The organism is Halomonas rhizosphaerae, from assembly GCF_030012485.1.
In the GTDB taxonomy this organism is placed as follows: domain Bacteria; phylum Pseudomonadota; class Gammaproteobacteria; order Pseudomonadales; family Halomonadaceae; genus Halomonas; species Halomonas rhizosphaerae.
The window spans coordinates 139,667-152,881 of the sequence record NZ_JASCQQ010000032.1 but is presented as its reverse complement, the minus strand read 5'-3'; the positions used below and the strand labels follow the sequence as shown (position 1 = coordinate 152,881).

Sequence of the window (13,215 nt, the reverse complement as noted above, 5' to 3'; positions counted from 1 at the left end):
TGGGGGGAGGACGGCCCGTCACATCAGCGCATGGCGTCGAGCAGTCGCTCCACCGCCAGGAACAGCTGGCGGCGCGGCTGGGCGCCCTCGAGCACGCCGGCATGCTCGCCGTCCAGCGAGAAGCGAAGGCCCGGCACGCCGCCGATACCGAGTTGCCGGGCGGTCTGCTGGTCGGCCCGCACCTGCTGGCGGAAATCGCCCTGCGCCAGGGCCTCGCGCAGGGCCTGGCCGTCCAGGTCGAGCGTCTGCGCCACGTGGACGAGTGCCTCGGGGTCGGCCAGGTCGAGGCTCTCCTCGAAGAAGCCGCGAAACAGCGCCGTGCGCATGGCGCTGTCGGCCCCTGGCCGGACGGCGTCCTGCGTCCGGGCCCAGGCACTGGCCTCGTGGGCCAGCCGCGAACGGGGCTGCAGGCGGGGCAGGCGCAGGGTCATGCCGCGCTCCGCGGCCATGGGATAGACGGCACGTTCCCAGGCGTCGTGCAGGTAGTCGCCGTCGGGGTCGAGTGTCGGCTCGGGCTCGGGGCGCAGCTCGAAGGCTCGCCAGCGGATCGCTACGGCCCCGCCGAAGCGCTCGGCCAGGGCGTCGAGTTCCGGGGCTTCCAGGTAGCAGAAGGGACAGACGTAGTCGCTGAAGACATCGAGGGTAATGCGCGGCCGGGTCATCGGTTGCCTCCTGTGGCGATGCGACAGACCCGGGGAGGGTAACAGCGCGTCGCCCGGCAGGACATGGCGGGAGAAGAGGGCGGTCGGTGCGACGTCAGGCGCTGCGGCTAGCCGGTTCGGCGCGGATGTGCAGATGCACGGCGCAGGCGACCCGCAGCAGGGAGGCGAGGTTGGGCACCGCCCCCTTGGTGGCCATCACCTCCCCGTAGAGTTCGCTGATGAACTGTCCGGTAGAGAGTTGCTGGTCGTGGGCCAGGTGATCGAGGATCTCCCAGAACTCGTTCTCGAGCCGCACGCTGGTCACGCTGCCCTGCAGGCGAAGCGAGCGGGTGGTGCATTCGTAGCGTTGAGGATCGGTGGAGGCATAGACGTGGCACATGACATTCACTCCGCAGGGAACAGGGTGCCGGAGCGGTCCCGGCTCGTTCGACCTTGCCTTCTGCGGCCGCCCATGAGCATTAGACCATCGTCGATGTAGTAACCCGCTGTTACCCGTCCAGCCGTGCTTGCGCCTACTCTCCATGGAGGTGGCTGGTCCGCCGGTCCACCCCGACAACAAGAAGCAAGGCGCGGCTCACCTTCCCCGGGTGCTGCGCCCCCCACCCCGGAGAGGTCAGCGATGAGTTCACCCACGATTTCCCGCCGCGTCTTTCTCAAGGCGAGCGGAGGCGTTCTGGCCGGCACCCTGGCCTTCGCCAGTGGCCCCATAGCCCTGCTGGCGCCCTCGCGCAGCTGGGCAATGCCGCTCGACAACCTGGGTTCCCGCCAGGGCGAGGTCCTGCTTGCGGTCACCCGGCAGATCTTTCCCCACCCTGACCTCGAGGATGCCGTCTACGCCCACGTGGTGAAGAGCCTCGACCGCAAGGCCGTCGAGGGGGCGCTCCTCACGACACTCAACGACGGCATCGCCGAGTTGGACAAGTCCGCAGGCGGTGACTGGCTGGCGCTGGACGATGCCGCGCGGCTCGATCACCTCGCTCCCCTGGCCGGCACTCCCTTCTTCGAGGCCATCCGTGGCGATGCCGTGGTCTCGCTCTACGACAACCCCCTGGCCTTCGCCCACTTCGGCTACGAGGGCGCTGAGGGCGACGGCGGCTACCTGACCAAGGGCTTCAACGACCTCACCTGGCTGCCCGACCCGCCCCAGCCCGAGGGTGGCTACCTGCCCTTCGAGGAGCCCACGACCTGACGGGCCCGCCGAGCGACCGACGACCAGAACAACAACGCATGTGGAGACGCCAAGATGGCAATGACCGACAACCAGAAGACCTTTGCCCACGACGACGGCAGCGTCGTCGTGGTAATCGGGTCCGGCGCGGGGGGCGGCACCCTGGCCAACGAGCTGGCCCAGCAGGGCATCAACGTGGTGGTGCTGGAGGCCGGCGCCCTGCATACCACCGCCGACTTCCTGGCCGACGAGTGGGCCTCCTTCGCCCAACTCGCCTGGCTCGACACGCGCACCACCTCGGGCAGCTTCCGCCTGGCCAGGGACTTTCCCAACCTGCCGGCCTGGATCGTCAAGTCGGTGGGCGGCACCACCGTGCACTGGGCGGGGGCCAGCCTGCGCATCCAGCCCCATGAGTTCGCAGCGCTGACGAATTACGGGGAGATCGAGGGTGCCAACCTGCTCGACTGGCCGCTCACCTACGACGATCTGGCCCCCTTCTACGACCGCGCCGAGCGGCGCATGGGTGTCACCCGCACCAACGACAACAAGGGGCTACCCGGCAACAACAACTTCAAGGTGATGTACGCCGGTGCCAAGAACCTCGGCTATTCGTGCAATACCGGCCACATGGCCATCAACAGCGCGCCACGCGACGGGCGCGCCGCCTGCCAGCAGCGCGGCTTCTGCTTCCAGGGCTGCAAGACCGGCGCCAAGTGGTCGACCCTCTACACCGAGCTGCCCGAGGGCATTGCCACCGGCCATCTGGAGCTGCGCCCGGAGTCCCACGTGGCGCGGATCGAGCATGATGACAGCGGCAAGGTCACGGCGGTGGTCTACTTCGATGCCGACGGCAACGAGCAGCGCCAGCAGGCGCGGCTGGTGGCGGTGGCCGGCAACTCCCTGGAGACGCCGCGCCTGCTGCTCAACTCGGCCAGCACGATGTTCCCGGAGGGGCTCGCCAACGGCTCTGGCCAGGTGGGACGCAACTACATGCGTCACATGACCGGCTCGGTCTACGCCACCTTCGACGAGCCCGTGCACATGTACCGCGGCACCACCATGGCCGGCATCGTCTCCGACGAGGCGGGCCACGACCCCACGCGGGGCTTCGTCGGCGGCTACGAGATGGAGACCCTGGCATTGGGCCTGCCCTTCATGGCTGCCTTCCTCGACCCCGGTGCTTGGGGACCGCGCTTCACCGGCGCGCTCGACCAGTACGAGAACATGGCCGGCATGTGGCTGGTGGGCGAGGACCTGCCCCAGAAGAGCAATCGCGTGACCCTCAATCCCGACGTTACCGACCGCTACGGTCTGCCGGTGGCCAACGTCCACTACGATGACCACCCCAACGACATCGCCATGCGCGAGCACGGCTACCGTCAGGGGGCCGAGCTCTACCGCTCGGTGGGGGCCAGGGACATCTACGAGGTGCCGCCGTACCCCTCGACCCATAACCTCGGTACCTGCCGGATGAGCGAGCGCCCCGAGGACGGCGTCTGCAACGGCTACGGCCAGGCTCACGAGATCCCCAACCTGTTCATCTCGGACGGCAGCCAGTTCACCACCTCCGCGGCGGAGAATCCCACCCTGACCATCGTGTCGCTGGCCATCCGCCAGGCCGAGCACATCGGGCAGCTGATGCGGCAGGGTGAGGTCTGACACGCGCCCATGACGCGCCTGGCAGCGCCGGGCGCGTCTCTCTTTCATTCATGGCATCGATCAAGGAGTTGCGACATGAGCTTCGCAGGTGAGCAGTATCCCGGCGTCCAGGCGCCGACCCCCGAGTCCGACGGCTTTCGTCTCAACCACACCATGCTCAGGGTCAAGGACCCCGAGGCATCGCTGGCCTTCTATACCCGGGTGTTCGGCATGCGGGTGCTGCGACGACTCGACTTCGAGGCGATGCAGTTCTCGCTCTACTTCCTGGCGCGGCCGGAAGCCGGCGAGCGCGTTCCCGAGCAGACCGGCGAGCGTACCGTCTGGACCTTCAGCCAGCGCGGCGTGCTGGAACTGACTCACAACTGGGGGACCGAGAGCCAGGAGGGGCGGATCTATCACGACGGCAATGCCGAGCCTCAGGGCTTCGGCCACATCTGCTTCTCGGTGCCGGACCTGGAGGCGGCCGAGGCCTGGTTCGACGCCAACGAGGTCGAGTTCGTCAAGCGCTCGGACCAGGGCAAGATGAAGGATGTGGTCTTCGTCAAGGATATCGACGGCTACTGGATCGAGGTCGTCCAGGCCGACCGGCTCTCCGCCCTGGGCGACTGAGCCCGGCCTACCCGGGGGCGTCGTCGCCGCGTGCCGCCCGCTCCTGGGGCAGCAGGGCGGCATGGATCATTTCATTGATCGGGGTGGGGACGCCGGCCTCGCGACCCAGCCGCACCACGGCGCCGTTCTGGGCGTCCAGTTCGGAGGGACGGCCCGCCATGATGTCGCGCTGCATGGAGGCGGTGCTCTCGGCAGGCAGCGAGTCGATGAACCTCAGGGCCCGCGTCACCGCGTCCTCCGGCAGCGCCACCCCTCGGGCCCGGGCCACCGCCTCGATCTCGGCGAGCAGGCGCTCGGTCAGCGAGCGCGTCTCGGGGAGGGTGCGGGTCACCCCGATGGGCGCCCGGGTGATCGCCCCGATGCCGCTCATCGCGCAGATGAACAGGAACTTGCTCCATACCGCGGCCTGGATGTCATCGGGCATCTCGGCGCTGACGCCCGGGGCGCGGTCCAGCGCGTCCCGCAGGCGCCGGGCGCTGTCTCCCTGTTCGGGATGCCGGGTGCCCAGGCGCACGAATGGCGATACGCCCGCATGACGGATACGGCCCGGGCCCTCGCGCCAGGCGAGTATGCCGCACAGGCCGTCGAGTACCGGCGCCTCGCCGAGCACCTCGGCCAGGACGCCCGCCGCCTCGACGCCATTCTCCAGCGGCAGCACCAGTGTCCGCGGTCCGACCATCGGCCTGATCGCCTCGGCGGCCTCGCGGACTTGCCAGGCCTTCACTGCCACGATCACCGCATCCACGCCCCCCGCCTCAGCGGGGTCGTCGGTGGCCCTGATCGGTTCGACGGTCACGTCGCCCTCGATGCTCGACACCGCGAGGCCATGCTGGCGGATCGCCGCCAGGTGCTCGCCCCTGGCGATGAAGGTGACCTCCTCGCCGCCCTGTGCCAGGCGGGCGCCGAAGTAGCCCCCCACGCCGCCACTGCCCATGATCGCGACCTTCATCCTCTCTCCCCGTGCTGTCGGTGATGGCTCTCCCGAGCATACCGCCATGGGCGCGCCCCGGCGATGGGCGAACTGGAGCGGCGGGGCCGGTCGGTGTAGGCTTGCCGCCCTTGTTCACAGCACAGGACCCGATCATGAGCGATCTGCCCAACTGCCCCGAGTGCGGCTCCGCGTTCACCTACGATGATGGCATCCAGCTTGTCTGCCCGGAGTGCGGCCACGAGTGGTCGAGGGATGCTGGCGCGGAGCCGGCCGGGGACGAGGCGGTGGTCCGCGATGCCAACGGCAACCCCCTGGCCGACGGCGACACCGTCACGGTGATCAAGGACCTCAAGGTCAAGGGCGCCTCGGCGGTGGTGAAGGTCGGGACCAAGGTCAAGAACATCCGCCTGGTCGACGGCGACCACGACATCGACTGCAGGATCGATGGCATCGGGGCCATGAAGCTCAAGTCCGAGTTCGTCAAGAAGGTGTGATACCCTCTCGCCACGACGGGAGGAGCACCCCCATGGCCGAGGATTCATCCCCCAATGCTGCTGCGGCCGCAAACGACGTCTCACTCCGGGACAAGGTCGCGTTCCTGTCGAGTCCCCGGGCCTACCCCGGGTTCGAGGGTGAGGTCGATGTCAGGGAGACCCATATGGCCTGGGTCTTCCTGGCGGGGGCTCGCGTCTACAAGCTCAAGAAGCCCGTCGAGTACACGCATCGTGACTGTCACTTCCTGCGCGACCGCGAGGTGCTCTGTCACGAGGAGGTCCGGCTCAACCGTCGCCTGGCCCCGGAGGTCTACCTCGGGGTGGCAGCCTTGCGGTTCGATCCCGCGGGCAGGTTGGCGCTGGAGGGTGAGGGAACGGTGGTCGACTGGCTGGTCGTGATGAAGCGGCTGCCGGAACACCTCATGCTGGACATGGCGCTGTCCCGGGGCACCGTCACCGGGGCCGGGGTCTCCCGGGTCGCTCAACGGCTCGCTGCCTTCTACCGGGGACTCGCGCCGGTCGAGATGCCGGTAGATACCTACCTGGACCGCTTCCAGCGCGAACTCGACCGCAACCGCGAGGTCATCACGGATACCCGGTTCTCCCCGGCCAACGATGGGGTGGCGGCCATGCTCGACCGTCTCGACCGCCTGCTCGCGGAAGAGCCTGACCTGCTGGGGGATCGCCCGCGCCAGGGGCGGATCATCGAGGGGCACGGCGACCTGCGCCCCGAGCATGTCTGCCTCTCCGAGCCCCCCGTTGTCATCGATTGCCTCGAATTCAGCCGTCCCCTGCGGCTGGTGGACCCCTTCGACGAACTGTGTTTCCTCGGCCTCGAGTGCGAGCGACTCGGGGCCGCCTGGATGCTCGAGCGACTGGTCAGCGAGTGCGCCCGAACGCTCCAGGACCGGCCAGGCAGGCGATTGCTGGCCTTCTATACGGCGTATCGTGCCTGTCTCAGGGCGCGCCTGTCGCTCGCCCACCTGCTCGAGCCGGACCCGCGCACCCCGGAGAAGTGGGAGCCGCAGGCCAGGGAGTACCTGGCGCTGGGACAGCGGGCCTGTCGTGAACTTGATTAGCCAAGGGGCCCATGGATTCCCGGCCACTCGGGCGGGGAAGCGTGCTGCCGTTAGGCTGGGCCCTCGAGCAGTTCGGTGAGCGAGCCATCCTCATGAACGCGACGGATCGCCTCGGCAAAGAGCGGGGCGGCGCTGACCACCTCCAGGTGCTGGCTGGCCACCTCGGCATCGAGGCGAGTCGGCGGGACGGTGTCGGTAACGACAAGCTTCGTCAGCTGCGGGTCGCGGACCACCCGGTCGGCATCGCCGACGAACAGGCCGTGTGCCGCCAGGCCATATACCTCCGTTGCGCCCCGGTCCAGGCAGGCTCGGGCGGCGCGCAGCAGGGTGCCACCCGTGCTGATCAGGTCATCCACGACCAGCACGGTGGCGCCGTCGACCTCGCCGGTCAGCAGGGTGCCGCTGACCCTGCCCTCGCTGCGACGCTTCTCCATGTAAGCCGAGCCGATCTCGCGACCCAGCATGGGCTCGAGCATTTCCCTGAAACCCTGCGCTCGCTTCACGCCGCCCGGGTCCGGAGAGGCCACCACTACCGGTCCGTCGCCGCAGCGCTCCTGCATGTGATCGGCAAACAGGCGACGCGTATCCAGGGTATGGGTGGGGCAGCGGAAGGCGTTCTGGAACGCCGCGGGATTATGCACATCGAGCGCCATGACGGCGTCGATGCCCATGGCCTCCAGCAGCATGGCCAGATAGCGGGACGTGAGCGGGTCGCGGGGCTTGGTCCGCCGGTCCTTGCGTGCATAGGCCATGTAGGGGATCACGGCGGTAACCCGCCGGGCTCCCGCGTCGCGGACGGTGCCCAGGAAGAACAGCAGCCGGCAGAGCCGTTCGTTGACCCCCTGTTCCGGGTCGCCATTGAGGCTCTGCAGGACGTAGACATCCTCGCCACGCACGCTCTCCAGCGGTCGCGCCTTGTGCTCGCCGTCCTCGAAGTCGCGCTCCTCGTGTTCGGCAAGCGAGATGCCAAGCGACTGGGCCACCTTCTCGCCGAAGGGGCGGCTGGCATTGAGGGAGAAGAGTTTCATGCCCTGCAGCATAGACGCTGGGTCCCGCGCCTGACGAGCCCAAGGGCGATCGGGGATCAAGAGCCGGAAGGCACCAGGCAGCTCGGCAGGCTCTCGCGCAGCGAACGGGGCAGGATGCCCAGGTCCTGGAAGCCGCCGAGATCCTCGTCGGCGACGTTGTCCGACTGCATCAGGATCACCTGGTCGCGCGTCAGCGGCGGGCCGGGCAGCCAGGCGGCCAGGGCCGCCATCAGCCGCCAGGCGAGAAAGGGGAGTGGCACCAGCGGCCGCTCGCGCTGCAGGTGGGCGAGCAGTGTCTCGAGGATCTCGCGGTAGCTCAACACCTCGGGACCGCCGAGCTCGAAGAGGCGCCGCTCGGTGGCGGGGTGGCCGATGAGCCGGGCGATGGCCCGCGCCACATCCACCACATGCACCGGCTGGAGCCGGGTCGTGCCGCGACCGAACAGCGGAATCAGCGGTAGCCGGGTGAGGCCCTCCAGTCCGGTGAGAAAGGCATCCCCGGGGCCGAACAGCACGCTGGGCCGCACGATGATCGCCCGGGGCAAGGCCTCCAGCACCGCGTCCTCGCCCCGGGCGCGGGCCCGCACGTAGGCCGAGGCGGAATCGTGGCGGGCGCCGATGCCCGAGACCAGCACCAGCCGCTCGATACCGGCCGCCCGGGTCCGGCTGGCCAGTCGCCCGGCGCCCGTCACATGGATGGCCTCGAAGCTGACATCGCGGGTCTCGACATAGAGGCTGACGGCATTGACCACGGCGCTCGCGCCCGCGAGGGCCGCCTCGATGCTCGCCTCGTCGCACAGGTCGGCGGTGGCGAGCTCCACCGGGTCCCCGTCTTCCAGCCAGGCGGGCAGGGCCGGATGGCGGGCGGCGATACGCACCCCGCGGCCGGCCTCGACCAGTTCCCGCACGATGGCGTCACCGAGAAAGCCGGTGCCGCCGAAGACCGTGACCGGACCCTCGCGCATCATCCCCCTCCACCCTGGCCGCTCAACGGTAGCCGGCCATCAGCTCGCGCACCAGCGGCGTGTCGGCATCGCGGTGGGTGGGCAGCTCGAAGCGGGCCCGGGCGATGGCGGTGCGTGACAGCTCGGCGGTGATCAGCATCTCGCGCTCCTCGGCCTCGGCGAGTAGCTCGCCGCGCGGACCGAGGATACGCGAGCCACCCCAGAAGTGGCTCTGGCCCTCGGGACCGAAGCGGTTGGCCATGATCACCGGCGTGCCGTAGGTCATGGCGTAGAAGCGCACGTTCAGTGCCCAGTTCTGCTCGTTGGAGAAGTCATCGCTGACGATGCCCGAGGCCGAGTTGATCGGTGCGCAGAGTACCGTGGGACGGGGTAGCAGGGCGGCATGGACCAGTGCCGGGTTCCACAGGTCGGCGCAGATCAGTTGGGTGGTCGACCAGCCGGGGCGCACCGGGGTATGGGTGAGCTCGCTGCCGTGGGTGAACCACTTGCCCTCCTCGAGACCGCCGTAGGTGGGCAGGTTCAGCTTGCGGTGCACCGCGGCGATCTCGCCATCCTGAAGGATGGCCAGCGCGTTGTAGTACTCGCCGGGACTCGCTTCCTCGACGAAGCCCACCACCGTCTGCATCTCGCGGCAGGCCAGGGCCAGCTCGCGCAGGCGTGGATCCTCGAGCGGCATCGCCACCTGCATCACCCGGCTGCCCAGCCCGTAGCCGGTCAGCGAGAGTTCGGGGAAGACAAGCAGCTCGACGCCCTGGTCGCAGGCGTCCTGGATGGTGTCGAGATGCTGCGCCAGGTTGGCATCCACCTCGCCGAGGGTGGCGTTGATCTGCGCGGCGCCGACCCGGAGTCTGTCCTGATAGTGCATCTCATCCCCCTGAAAGAGGGAAGGCCGCCCGTGGGCGGCCCTCCTTGCCGTAGGCAATGGCCGGCATTATGCCAGCCATCTCCGGGTGCGTCACAGCAGCTCGTTCTCCTCGAGGAAGGACTGGGCCACGTCCTCGATGTTCTCGCGCTCGACGTCGACCCGGGCGTTGAGCTCGGCCATGGTCTCGTCGTCGAGCAGCGTCGACAGCGCATTCATCTGCTCGGCGAGGTCGGTATTCGCCTCCAGGGTCTCCTGGCGTACCACCGGGGTCAGGGCGTAGGCCGGGAAGTAGCCCTTGTCATCCTCGAGCACACGGAAGTCGAAGGCCGGGATCCGACCATCGGTCGCGAAGACCAGGCCCACCTCGACGTCGCCATCGCGCAGGGCCGGGTAGACCAGGCCGGAATCCATGCGCTTGACGTCGCCACGGCTGACGCGGAAGTCGTAGGCCTGCTGCAGCGGCCGCCAGCCGTCCTCGCGGGCATAGAACTCCGCGTTCAAGGCGAAGGTCAGCTCCTCGCCGTCATTGACCGCCTGGGCCAGGTCGGAGAGCGAGGCGATGCCGCGCTCCTCGGCGTCATCCTCGCGCATCGCCAGGGCGTAGGTGTTGTTGGCCTCGGAGGGCTCAAGCCACACCAGGCCCTTTTCGGCGTCGAGTTCCTTGACCCGCTCATAGGTCTCTTCGGGCCCGAGGCGTTCCGTGACGTCGTTGTAGTTGATCAGCGAGGTGCCGGTGTACTCCCAGTAGAGGTCGATCTGGCCATTCTCCTGGGCCTGGCGCAGCACGGCGGAGCCCATGCCGGAGCGATTCTCCACGTCGTAGCCGAGGCCCTCCAGGTACTGGGTGGTCATGTTGGAGATGATCTGCTGCTCGGTGAAGTTCTTCCCCCCGACGGTGATCTCGGCGGCGCCGGCGGTGGTCATGGCACTGGCCAGGGCCAGGCCGGAGAGGGTGGTGATCAGGCGTTTCATGGGTACTTCTCCTCGTGTGACTTGAAATGGTGTAGCACGTTGCGAACGATCAGGCCCGCGACGGGTTGACGCCTCGCGGCACCATCAGGAAGGCGACGGTGGCGACCAGCGCATCGACGACGATCGCCAGCAGGGCGGTGGGAATGGCACCGGCCAGCATCATCACCGGATCGTACAGGTCGATGCCGGTGAAGATCAGCTCGCCCAGCCCCCCGGCACCGATCAGGAAGGCCAGCGGCACGGTGCCCACGTTGATGGTCAGGGCGGTGCGCATGCCCGCGAAGATCACGTAGAGGGCGTTGGGCAGCTCCACCCGCAGCAGCCGCTGGGTTGACGACATGCCGATGCCGGCGGCGGCCTCCATCAGCGCCGGGTCGACGCCCTTGAGCCCGGCATAGGTGTTGCGGGTGATCGGCAGCAGGGTGGCGACGAACAGCCCGAAGACCGCCGGCACCGTGCCGATGCCCAGGAAGCTCATGGAGAGCGCCAGCACCGCCAGCGTCGGGATGGTGGTGCCGACGTTGAGCACCTGCATCAGCGACTCCGCCCAGCGGGTCATGCTCGGGCGCGACAGCACGATGCCCAGCGGGATGGCCACCAGGATCGCCAGGCCGCCGGAGATCACCGTCAGCCACAGGTGCTGGATGGCCAGGTACTGCACGTCGGGCAGGTACCACAGGAAGTCGTCGATGACCCCGCTCGACTGGCTCCATACCCCGGCGAAGAAGATCGCCACCAGCAGGAGTGCACGCAGGGCCCCTTTCAGGCTCTGGATCGGCATCGGCTCACTCCTTGACGGCGCTGTCGGGGTTCCGGGTGGCGGCCTCGCGGGCGCGGAAGCGTGACCCCAGGTGGTGCGTCATGGCGCGCTGGGTGATCTGGCCGCAGACGCGACCTTCGTCGTCCACGCAGGGCAGCCAGGTGGCGTCCTGGGAAAACATCAGCGAGGCGACCTTGCGCAGGTCGTCCTCCAGGGTCACCGTGGCCGGGACGTTCTCGAAATGGTCGCGACAGTAGCCCTTGGTGGTGCGCGCCTTGGACCTTGTGATCAGGCCCACCGGCTGGCGCTGGTCGTTCACCATCAGGATGGCGTTCTGGTAGCCGTAGTCGTCGATGCGGGCCAGCGCCGTCTCCAGGGTGTCGCCGGGACTCACGGTGGCGATCTCGTCGGAGACGACTTCCTCGACCTTGACCAGGTTGAGGCGCTTGAGCGCGCGGTCCTCGCCGAGGAAGGACTCGACGAAGGCGTTCTTCGGTGCGGCCAGCAGGTCGTCGGGCGAGGAGTGCTGGACCAGCTTGCCCTCGCGGAATATCGCCACCCGGTCGCCCATCTTGATCGCCTCGTCGATGTCGTGGCTGACGAACATGATGGTCTTCTTGAGTTCCTGCTGCATCTTGAGGAACTCGTCCTGGATCACCGCCCGGTTGATGGGGTCGATGGCACCGAAGGGTTCGTCCATCAGCATTACGGGCGGGTCGGCGGCGAGCGCTCGTGCCACGCCGATGCGCTGCTGCTGGCCACCCGACAACTCGCTTGGAAAGCGCTTGAGGAAGGCGTCGGGTTCCATGGAGATCATCGCCATCAGTTCCCGGGCACGCTCCCGGTAGCGCGCCTTGTCCCAGCCAAGCAGCTGGGGCACCACCGTGATGTTCTGCTCGATGGTCATGTTGGGGAAGAGCCCGATCTGCTGGATCACATAGCCGATGTTGCGGCGCAGGTCCTGAGTGTTCATGCCGGTGGTATCTTCGCCGTTGATCAACACCTTGCCGGAGGTCGGCTGAACGATGCGGTTGATCATCTTCAGGGTCGTGGTCTTGCCACAGCCCGAGGGGCCCAGCAGGATGCAGATCTCGCCGCTGGGCACGCTCATGCTGATGTGGTCGGCGGCGACCACGGCGCCCTTGGGCGTGTCGAAGACCTTGGTCAGGTTATCGAGTTGGATCATTCGGGTGTCCTTGTCGTCTCGGTCGTCAGGGGCTCGCCCTCAGGCGGTGGAGGCGTCGAGCTCCATGCCCCTGGGCGTCAGGCGCTTCTGAACGTAGAGCAGGGTGTAGTCGACGATGATCGCCAGCAGGCTCACCGCCACGGCACCGACGATCAGCTGGCGCGGATCGGACTGGGAGATGCCTCGGCTGATGAAGGTGCCGAGGCCCCCGGCGCCGATGTAGGCGGCAATCGCCATCACGCCGATGTTGAGAACGACAGCGGTCCGTACGCCGGCCATAATCACCGGCACCGCCAGGGGGATCTCCACCAGGCGCAGGCGCTGGTTGGGACTCATCCCGATACCCCGGGCCGCCTCGCGCAGCGCCGGGTCGACGTTGTTGATCGCGGTGTAGGTGTTACGAATGATCGGCAGCTGGGAATAGAGCAGCACGGCGATGACCGCTGGCACATAGCCGATGCCCTGGCCGATCAGGGAAAGCACCGGGATCATGATGCCGAACAGCGCGATCGACGGGATGGTGACGATGATCGAGGCGATGTAGAGCACGGTCTGGGCCAGGCGCTCGTTCTTGGTGATGGCAATGCCGATCGGGACCCCGGTGAGGGTGGCGATGCCGACCGCGACGCCCACCAGAGCGATATGCTCCATGGTGCGCGTGGCCAAGAGGTCGATGTTGTCCAGCGCGTACAGAATCAGTTCCAAGCATTCTCTCCTTGCGAGTCCCGTCCCTTGGCAAGCATAGCCGCCGGGCGACGACCCTGTGTTGATGGGGTGTGACGATGTCGCGGGCAGGGGCGAGGGGCGACGAATTGCCCCATGCGAGGCTCCACAGCA

15 protein-coding genes are annotated in these 13,215 nt (G+C 68.0%); 5 read left to right on the top strand and 10 right to left on the bottom strand.

Features of this window, described 5'->3' with window-relative positions:
* Positions 1 to 23: 23 nt before the first annotated feature.
* Together QLQ86_RS15375 and QLQ86_RS15370 are read right to left on the bottom strand one after the other, a co-directional pair.
* Positions 24 to 662 carry a DsbA family oxidoreductase gene (locus tag QLQ86_RS15375; RefSeq protein WP_282817532.1) on the bottom strand — a complete coding sequence of 213 codons (639 nt, stop codon included), beginning with the start codon at positions 660 to 662 and terminating at the stop codon, positions 24 to 26.
* Between the two features lie 94 nt (positions 663 to 756).
* A complete protein-coding gene (locus QLQ86_RS15370; protein WP_282733671.1) occupies positions 757 to 1,041 on the bottom strand; it encodes a ribbon-helix-helix domain-containing protein in 285 nt (94 codons plus the stop codon).
* Positions 1,042 to 1,281: 240 nt separating this feature from the next.
* Between QLQ86_RS15370 and QLQ86_RS15365 the strand changes: the two genes are divergently transcribed.
* From QLQ86_RS15365 to gloA, 3 genes are all read left to right on the top strand, one after another.
* Complete coding sequence (locus QLQ86_RS15365; protein ID WP_282817531.1) at positions 1,282 to 1,851, top strand: twin-arginine translocation signal domain-containing protein; 570 nt, start codon at positions 1,282 to 1,284, stop codon at positions 1,849 to 1,851.
* Positions 1,852 to 1,905: 54 nt separating this feature from the next.
* Positions 1,906 to 3,489, top strand: coding sequence for a GMC family oxidoreductase (locus QLQ86_RS15360; RefSeq protein WP_282817530.1), 1,584 nt, complete (start codon positions 1,906 to 1,908; stop codon positions 3,487 to 3,489).
* Between the two features lie 75 nt (positions 3,490 to 3,564).
* Positions 3,565 to 4,098: a lactoylglutathione lyase gene (gene gloA, locus QLQ86_RS15355; RefSeq protein WP_282817529.1), complete on the top strand. Its 534-nt coding sequence runs from the start codon at positions 3,565 to 3,567 to the stop codon at positions 4,096 to 4,098.
* A 7-nt stretch (positions 4,099 to 4,105) separates the two neighbouring features.
* On the opposite strand, the gene QLQ86_RS15350 is transcribed toward gloA, so the two are convergent.
* Positions 4,106 to 5,047, bottom strand: a complete 942-nt coding sequence (locus tag QLQ86_RS15350) for a 2-dehydropantoate 2-reductase (protein WP_282817528.1) — start codon at positions 5,045 to 5,047, stop codon at positions 4,106 to 4,108.
* 134 nt (positions 5,048 to 5,181) lie between these two features.
* Here QLQ86_RS15350 and QLQ86_RS15345 point away from each other — a divergent pair, with 134 nt between their 5' ends.
* On the top strand, positions 5,182 to 5,523 hold the full coding sequence (locus QLQ86_RS15345; protein ID WP_282817527.1) for a zinc ribbon domain-containing protein YjdM: 342 nt from the start codon (positions 5,182 to 5,184) through the stop codon (positions 5,521 to 5,523).
* Positions 5,524 to 5,555: 32 nt separating this feature from the next.
* Positions 5,556 to 6,602, top strand: a complete 1,047-nt coding sequence (locus QLQ86_RS15340) for a hypothetical protein (protein ID WP_282817526.1) — start codon at positions 5,556 to 5,558, stop codon at positions 6,600 to 6,602.
* A 50-nt stretch (positions 6,603 to 6,652) separates the two neighbouring features.
* On the opposite strand, the gene QLQ86_RS15335 is transcribed toward QLQ86_RS15340, so the two are convergent.
* The 7 genes from QLQ86_RS15335 to QLQ86_RS15305 all read right to left on the bottom strand — a co-directional run bounded on the left by QLQ86_RS15335 (position 6,653) and on the right by QLQ86_RS15305 (position 13,083).
* Positions 6,653 to 7,630, bottom strand: coding sequence for a ribose-phosphate diphosphokinase (locus QLQ86_RS15335; RefSeq protein ID WP_282817525.1), 978 nt, complete (start codon positions 7,628 to 7,630; stop codon positions 6,653 to 6,655).
* A 56-nt stretch (positions 7,631 to 7,686) separates the two neighbouring features.
* Positions 7,687 to 8,595, bottom strand: coding sequence for a complex I NDUFA9 subunit family protein (locus QLQ86_RS15330; RefSeq protein WP_282817524.1), 909 nt, complete (start codon positions 8,593 to 8,595; stop codon positions 7,687 to 7,689).
* Positions 8,596 to 8,617: 22 nt separating this feature from the next.
* Positions 8,618 to 9,460 carry a nitrilase-related carbon-nitrogen hydrolase gene (locus QLQ86_RS15325; RefSeq protein WP_282817523.1) on the bottom strand — a complete coding sequence of 281 codons (843 nt, stop codon included), beginning with the start codon at positions 9,458 to 9,460 and terminating at the stop codon, positions 8,618 to 8,620.
* A gap of 90 nt (positions 9,461 to 9,550) precedes the next feature.
* Positions 9,551 to 10,432: a glycine betaine ABC transporter substrate-binding protein gene (locus QLQ86_RS15320; protein ID WP_282817522.1), complete on the bottom strand. Its 882-nt coding sequence runs from the start codon at positions 10,430 to 10,432 to the stop codon at positions 9,551 to 9,553.
* 49 nt (positions 10,433 to 10,481) lie between these two features.
* Positions 10,482 to 11,213, bottom strand: a complete 732-nt coding sequence (locus QLQ86_RS15315; RefSeq protein ID WP_282733682.1) for an ABC transporter permease — start codon at positions 11,211 to 11,213, stop codon at positions 10,482 to 10,484.
* Positions 11,214 to 11,217: 4 nt separating this feature from the next.
* Positions 11,218 to 12,378, bottom strand: a complete 1,161-nt coding sequence (locus tag QLQ86_RS15310; RefSeq protein ID WP_282817521.1) for an ABC transporter ATP-binding protein — start codon at positions 12,376 to 12,378, stop codon at positions 11,218 to 11,220.
* Between the two features lie 39 nt (positions 12,379 to 12,417).
* Positions 12,418 to 13,083, bottom strand: coding sequence for an ABC transporter permease (locus QLQ86_RS15305; protein ID WP_282817520.1), 666 nt, complete (start codon positions 13,081 to 13,083; stop codon positions 12,418 to 12,420).
* Positions 13,084 to 13,215 lie beyond the last annotated feature (132 nt).

What these genes read in the sequence shown, in the direction of transcription:
- QLQ86_RS15375 (WP_282817532.1), bottom strand. Translation starts at nt 662, where the DNA reads ATGACCCGGCCGCGCATTACCCTCGATGTCTTCAGCGACTACGTCTGT.
- QLQ86_RS15370 (WP_282733671.1), bottom strand. Translation starts at nt 1,041, where the DNA reads ATGTGCCACGTCTATGCCTCCACCGATCCTCAACGCTACGAATGCACC.
- QLQ86_RS15330 (WP_282817524.1), bottom strand. Translation starts at nt 8,595, where the DNA reads ATGCGCGAGGGTCCGGTCACGGTCTTCGGCGGCACCGGCTTTCTCGGT.
- QLQ86_RS15345 (WP_282817527.1), top strand. Translation starts at nt 5,182, where the DNA reads ATGAGCGATCTGCCCAACTGCCCCGAGTGCGGCTCCGCGTTCACCTAC.
- QLQ86_RS15315 (WP_282733682.1), bottom strand. Translation starts at nt 11,213, where the DNA reads ATGCCGATCCAGAGCCTGAAAGGGGCCCTGCGTGCACTCCTGCTGGTG.
- QLQ86_RS15335 (WP_282817525.1), bottom strand. Translation starts at nt 7,630, where the DNA reads ATGAAACTCTTCTCCCTCAATGCCAGCCGCCCCTTCGGCGAGAAGGTG.
- gloA (WP_282817529.1), top strand. Translation starts at nt 3,565, where the DNA reads ATGAGCTTCGCAGGTGAGCAGTATCCCGGCGTCCAGGCGCCGACCCCC.
- QLQ86_RS15340 (WP_282817526.1), top strand. Translation starts at nt 5,556, where the DNA reads ATGGCCGAGGATTCATCCCCCAATGCTGCTGCGGCCGCAAACGACGTC.
- QLQ86_RS15365 (WP_282817531.1), top strand. Translation starts at nt 1,282, where the DNA reads ATGAGTTCACCCACGATTTCCCGCCGCGTCTTTCTCAAGGCGAGCGGA.
- QLQ86_RS15350 (WP_282817528.1), bottom strand. Translation starts at nt 5,047, where the DNA reads ATGAAGGTCGCGATCATGGGCAGTGGCGGCGTGGGGGGCTACTTCGGC.
- QLQ86_RS15325 (WP_282817523.1), bottom strand. Translation starts at nt 9,460, where the DNA reads ATGCACTATCAGGACAGACTCCGGGTCGGCGCCGCGCAGATCAACGCC.
- QLQ86_RS15310 (WP_282817521.1), bottom strand. Translation starts at nt 12,378, where the DNA reads ATGATCCAACTCGATAACCTGACCAAGGTCTTCGACACGCCCAAGGGC.
- QLQ86_RS15360 (WP_282817530.1), top strand. Translation starts at nt 1,906, where the DNA reads ATGGCAATGACCGACAACCAGAAGACCTTTGCCCACGACGACGGCAGC.
- QLQ86_RS15320 (WP_282817522.1), bottom strand. Translation starts at nt 10,432, where the DNA reads ATGAAACGCCTGATCACCACCCTCTCCGGCCTGGCCCTGGCCAGTGCC.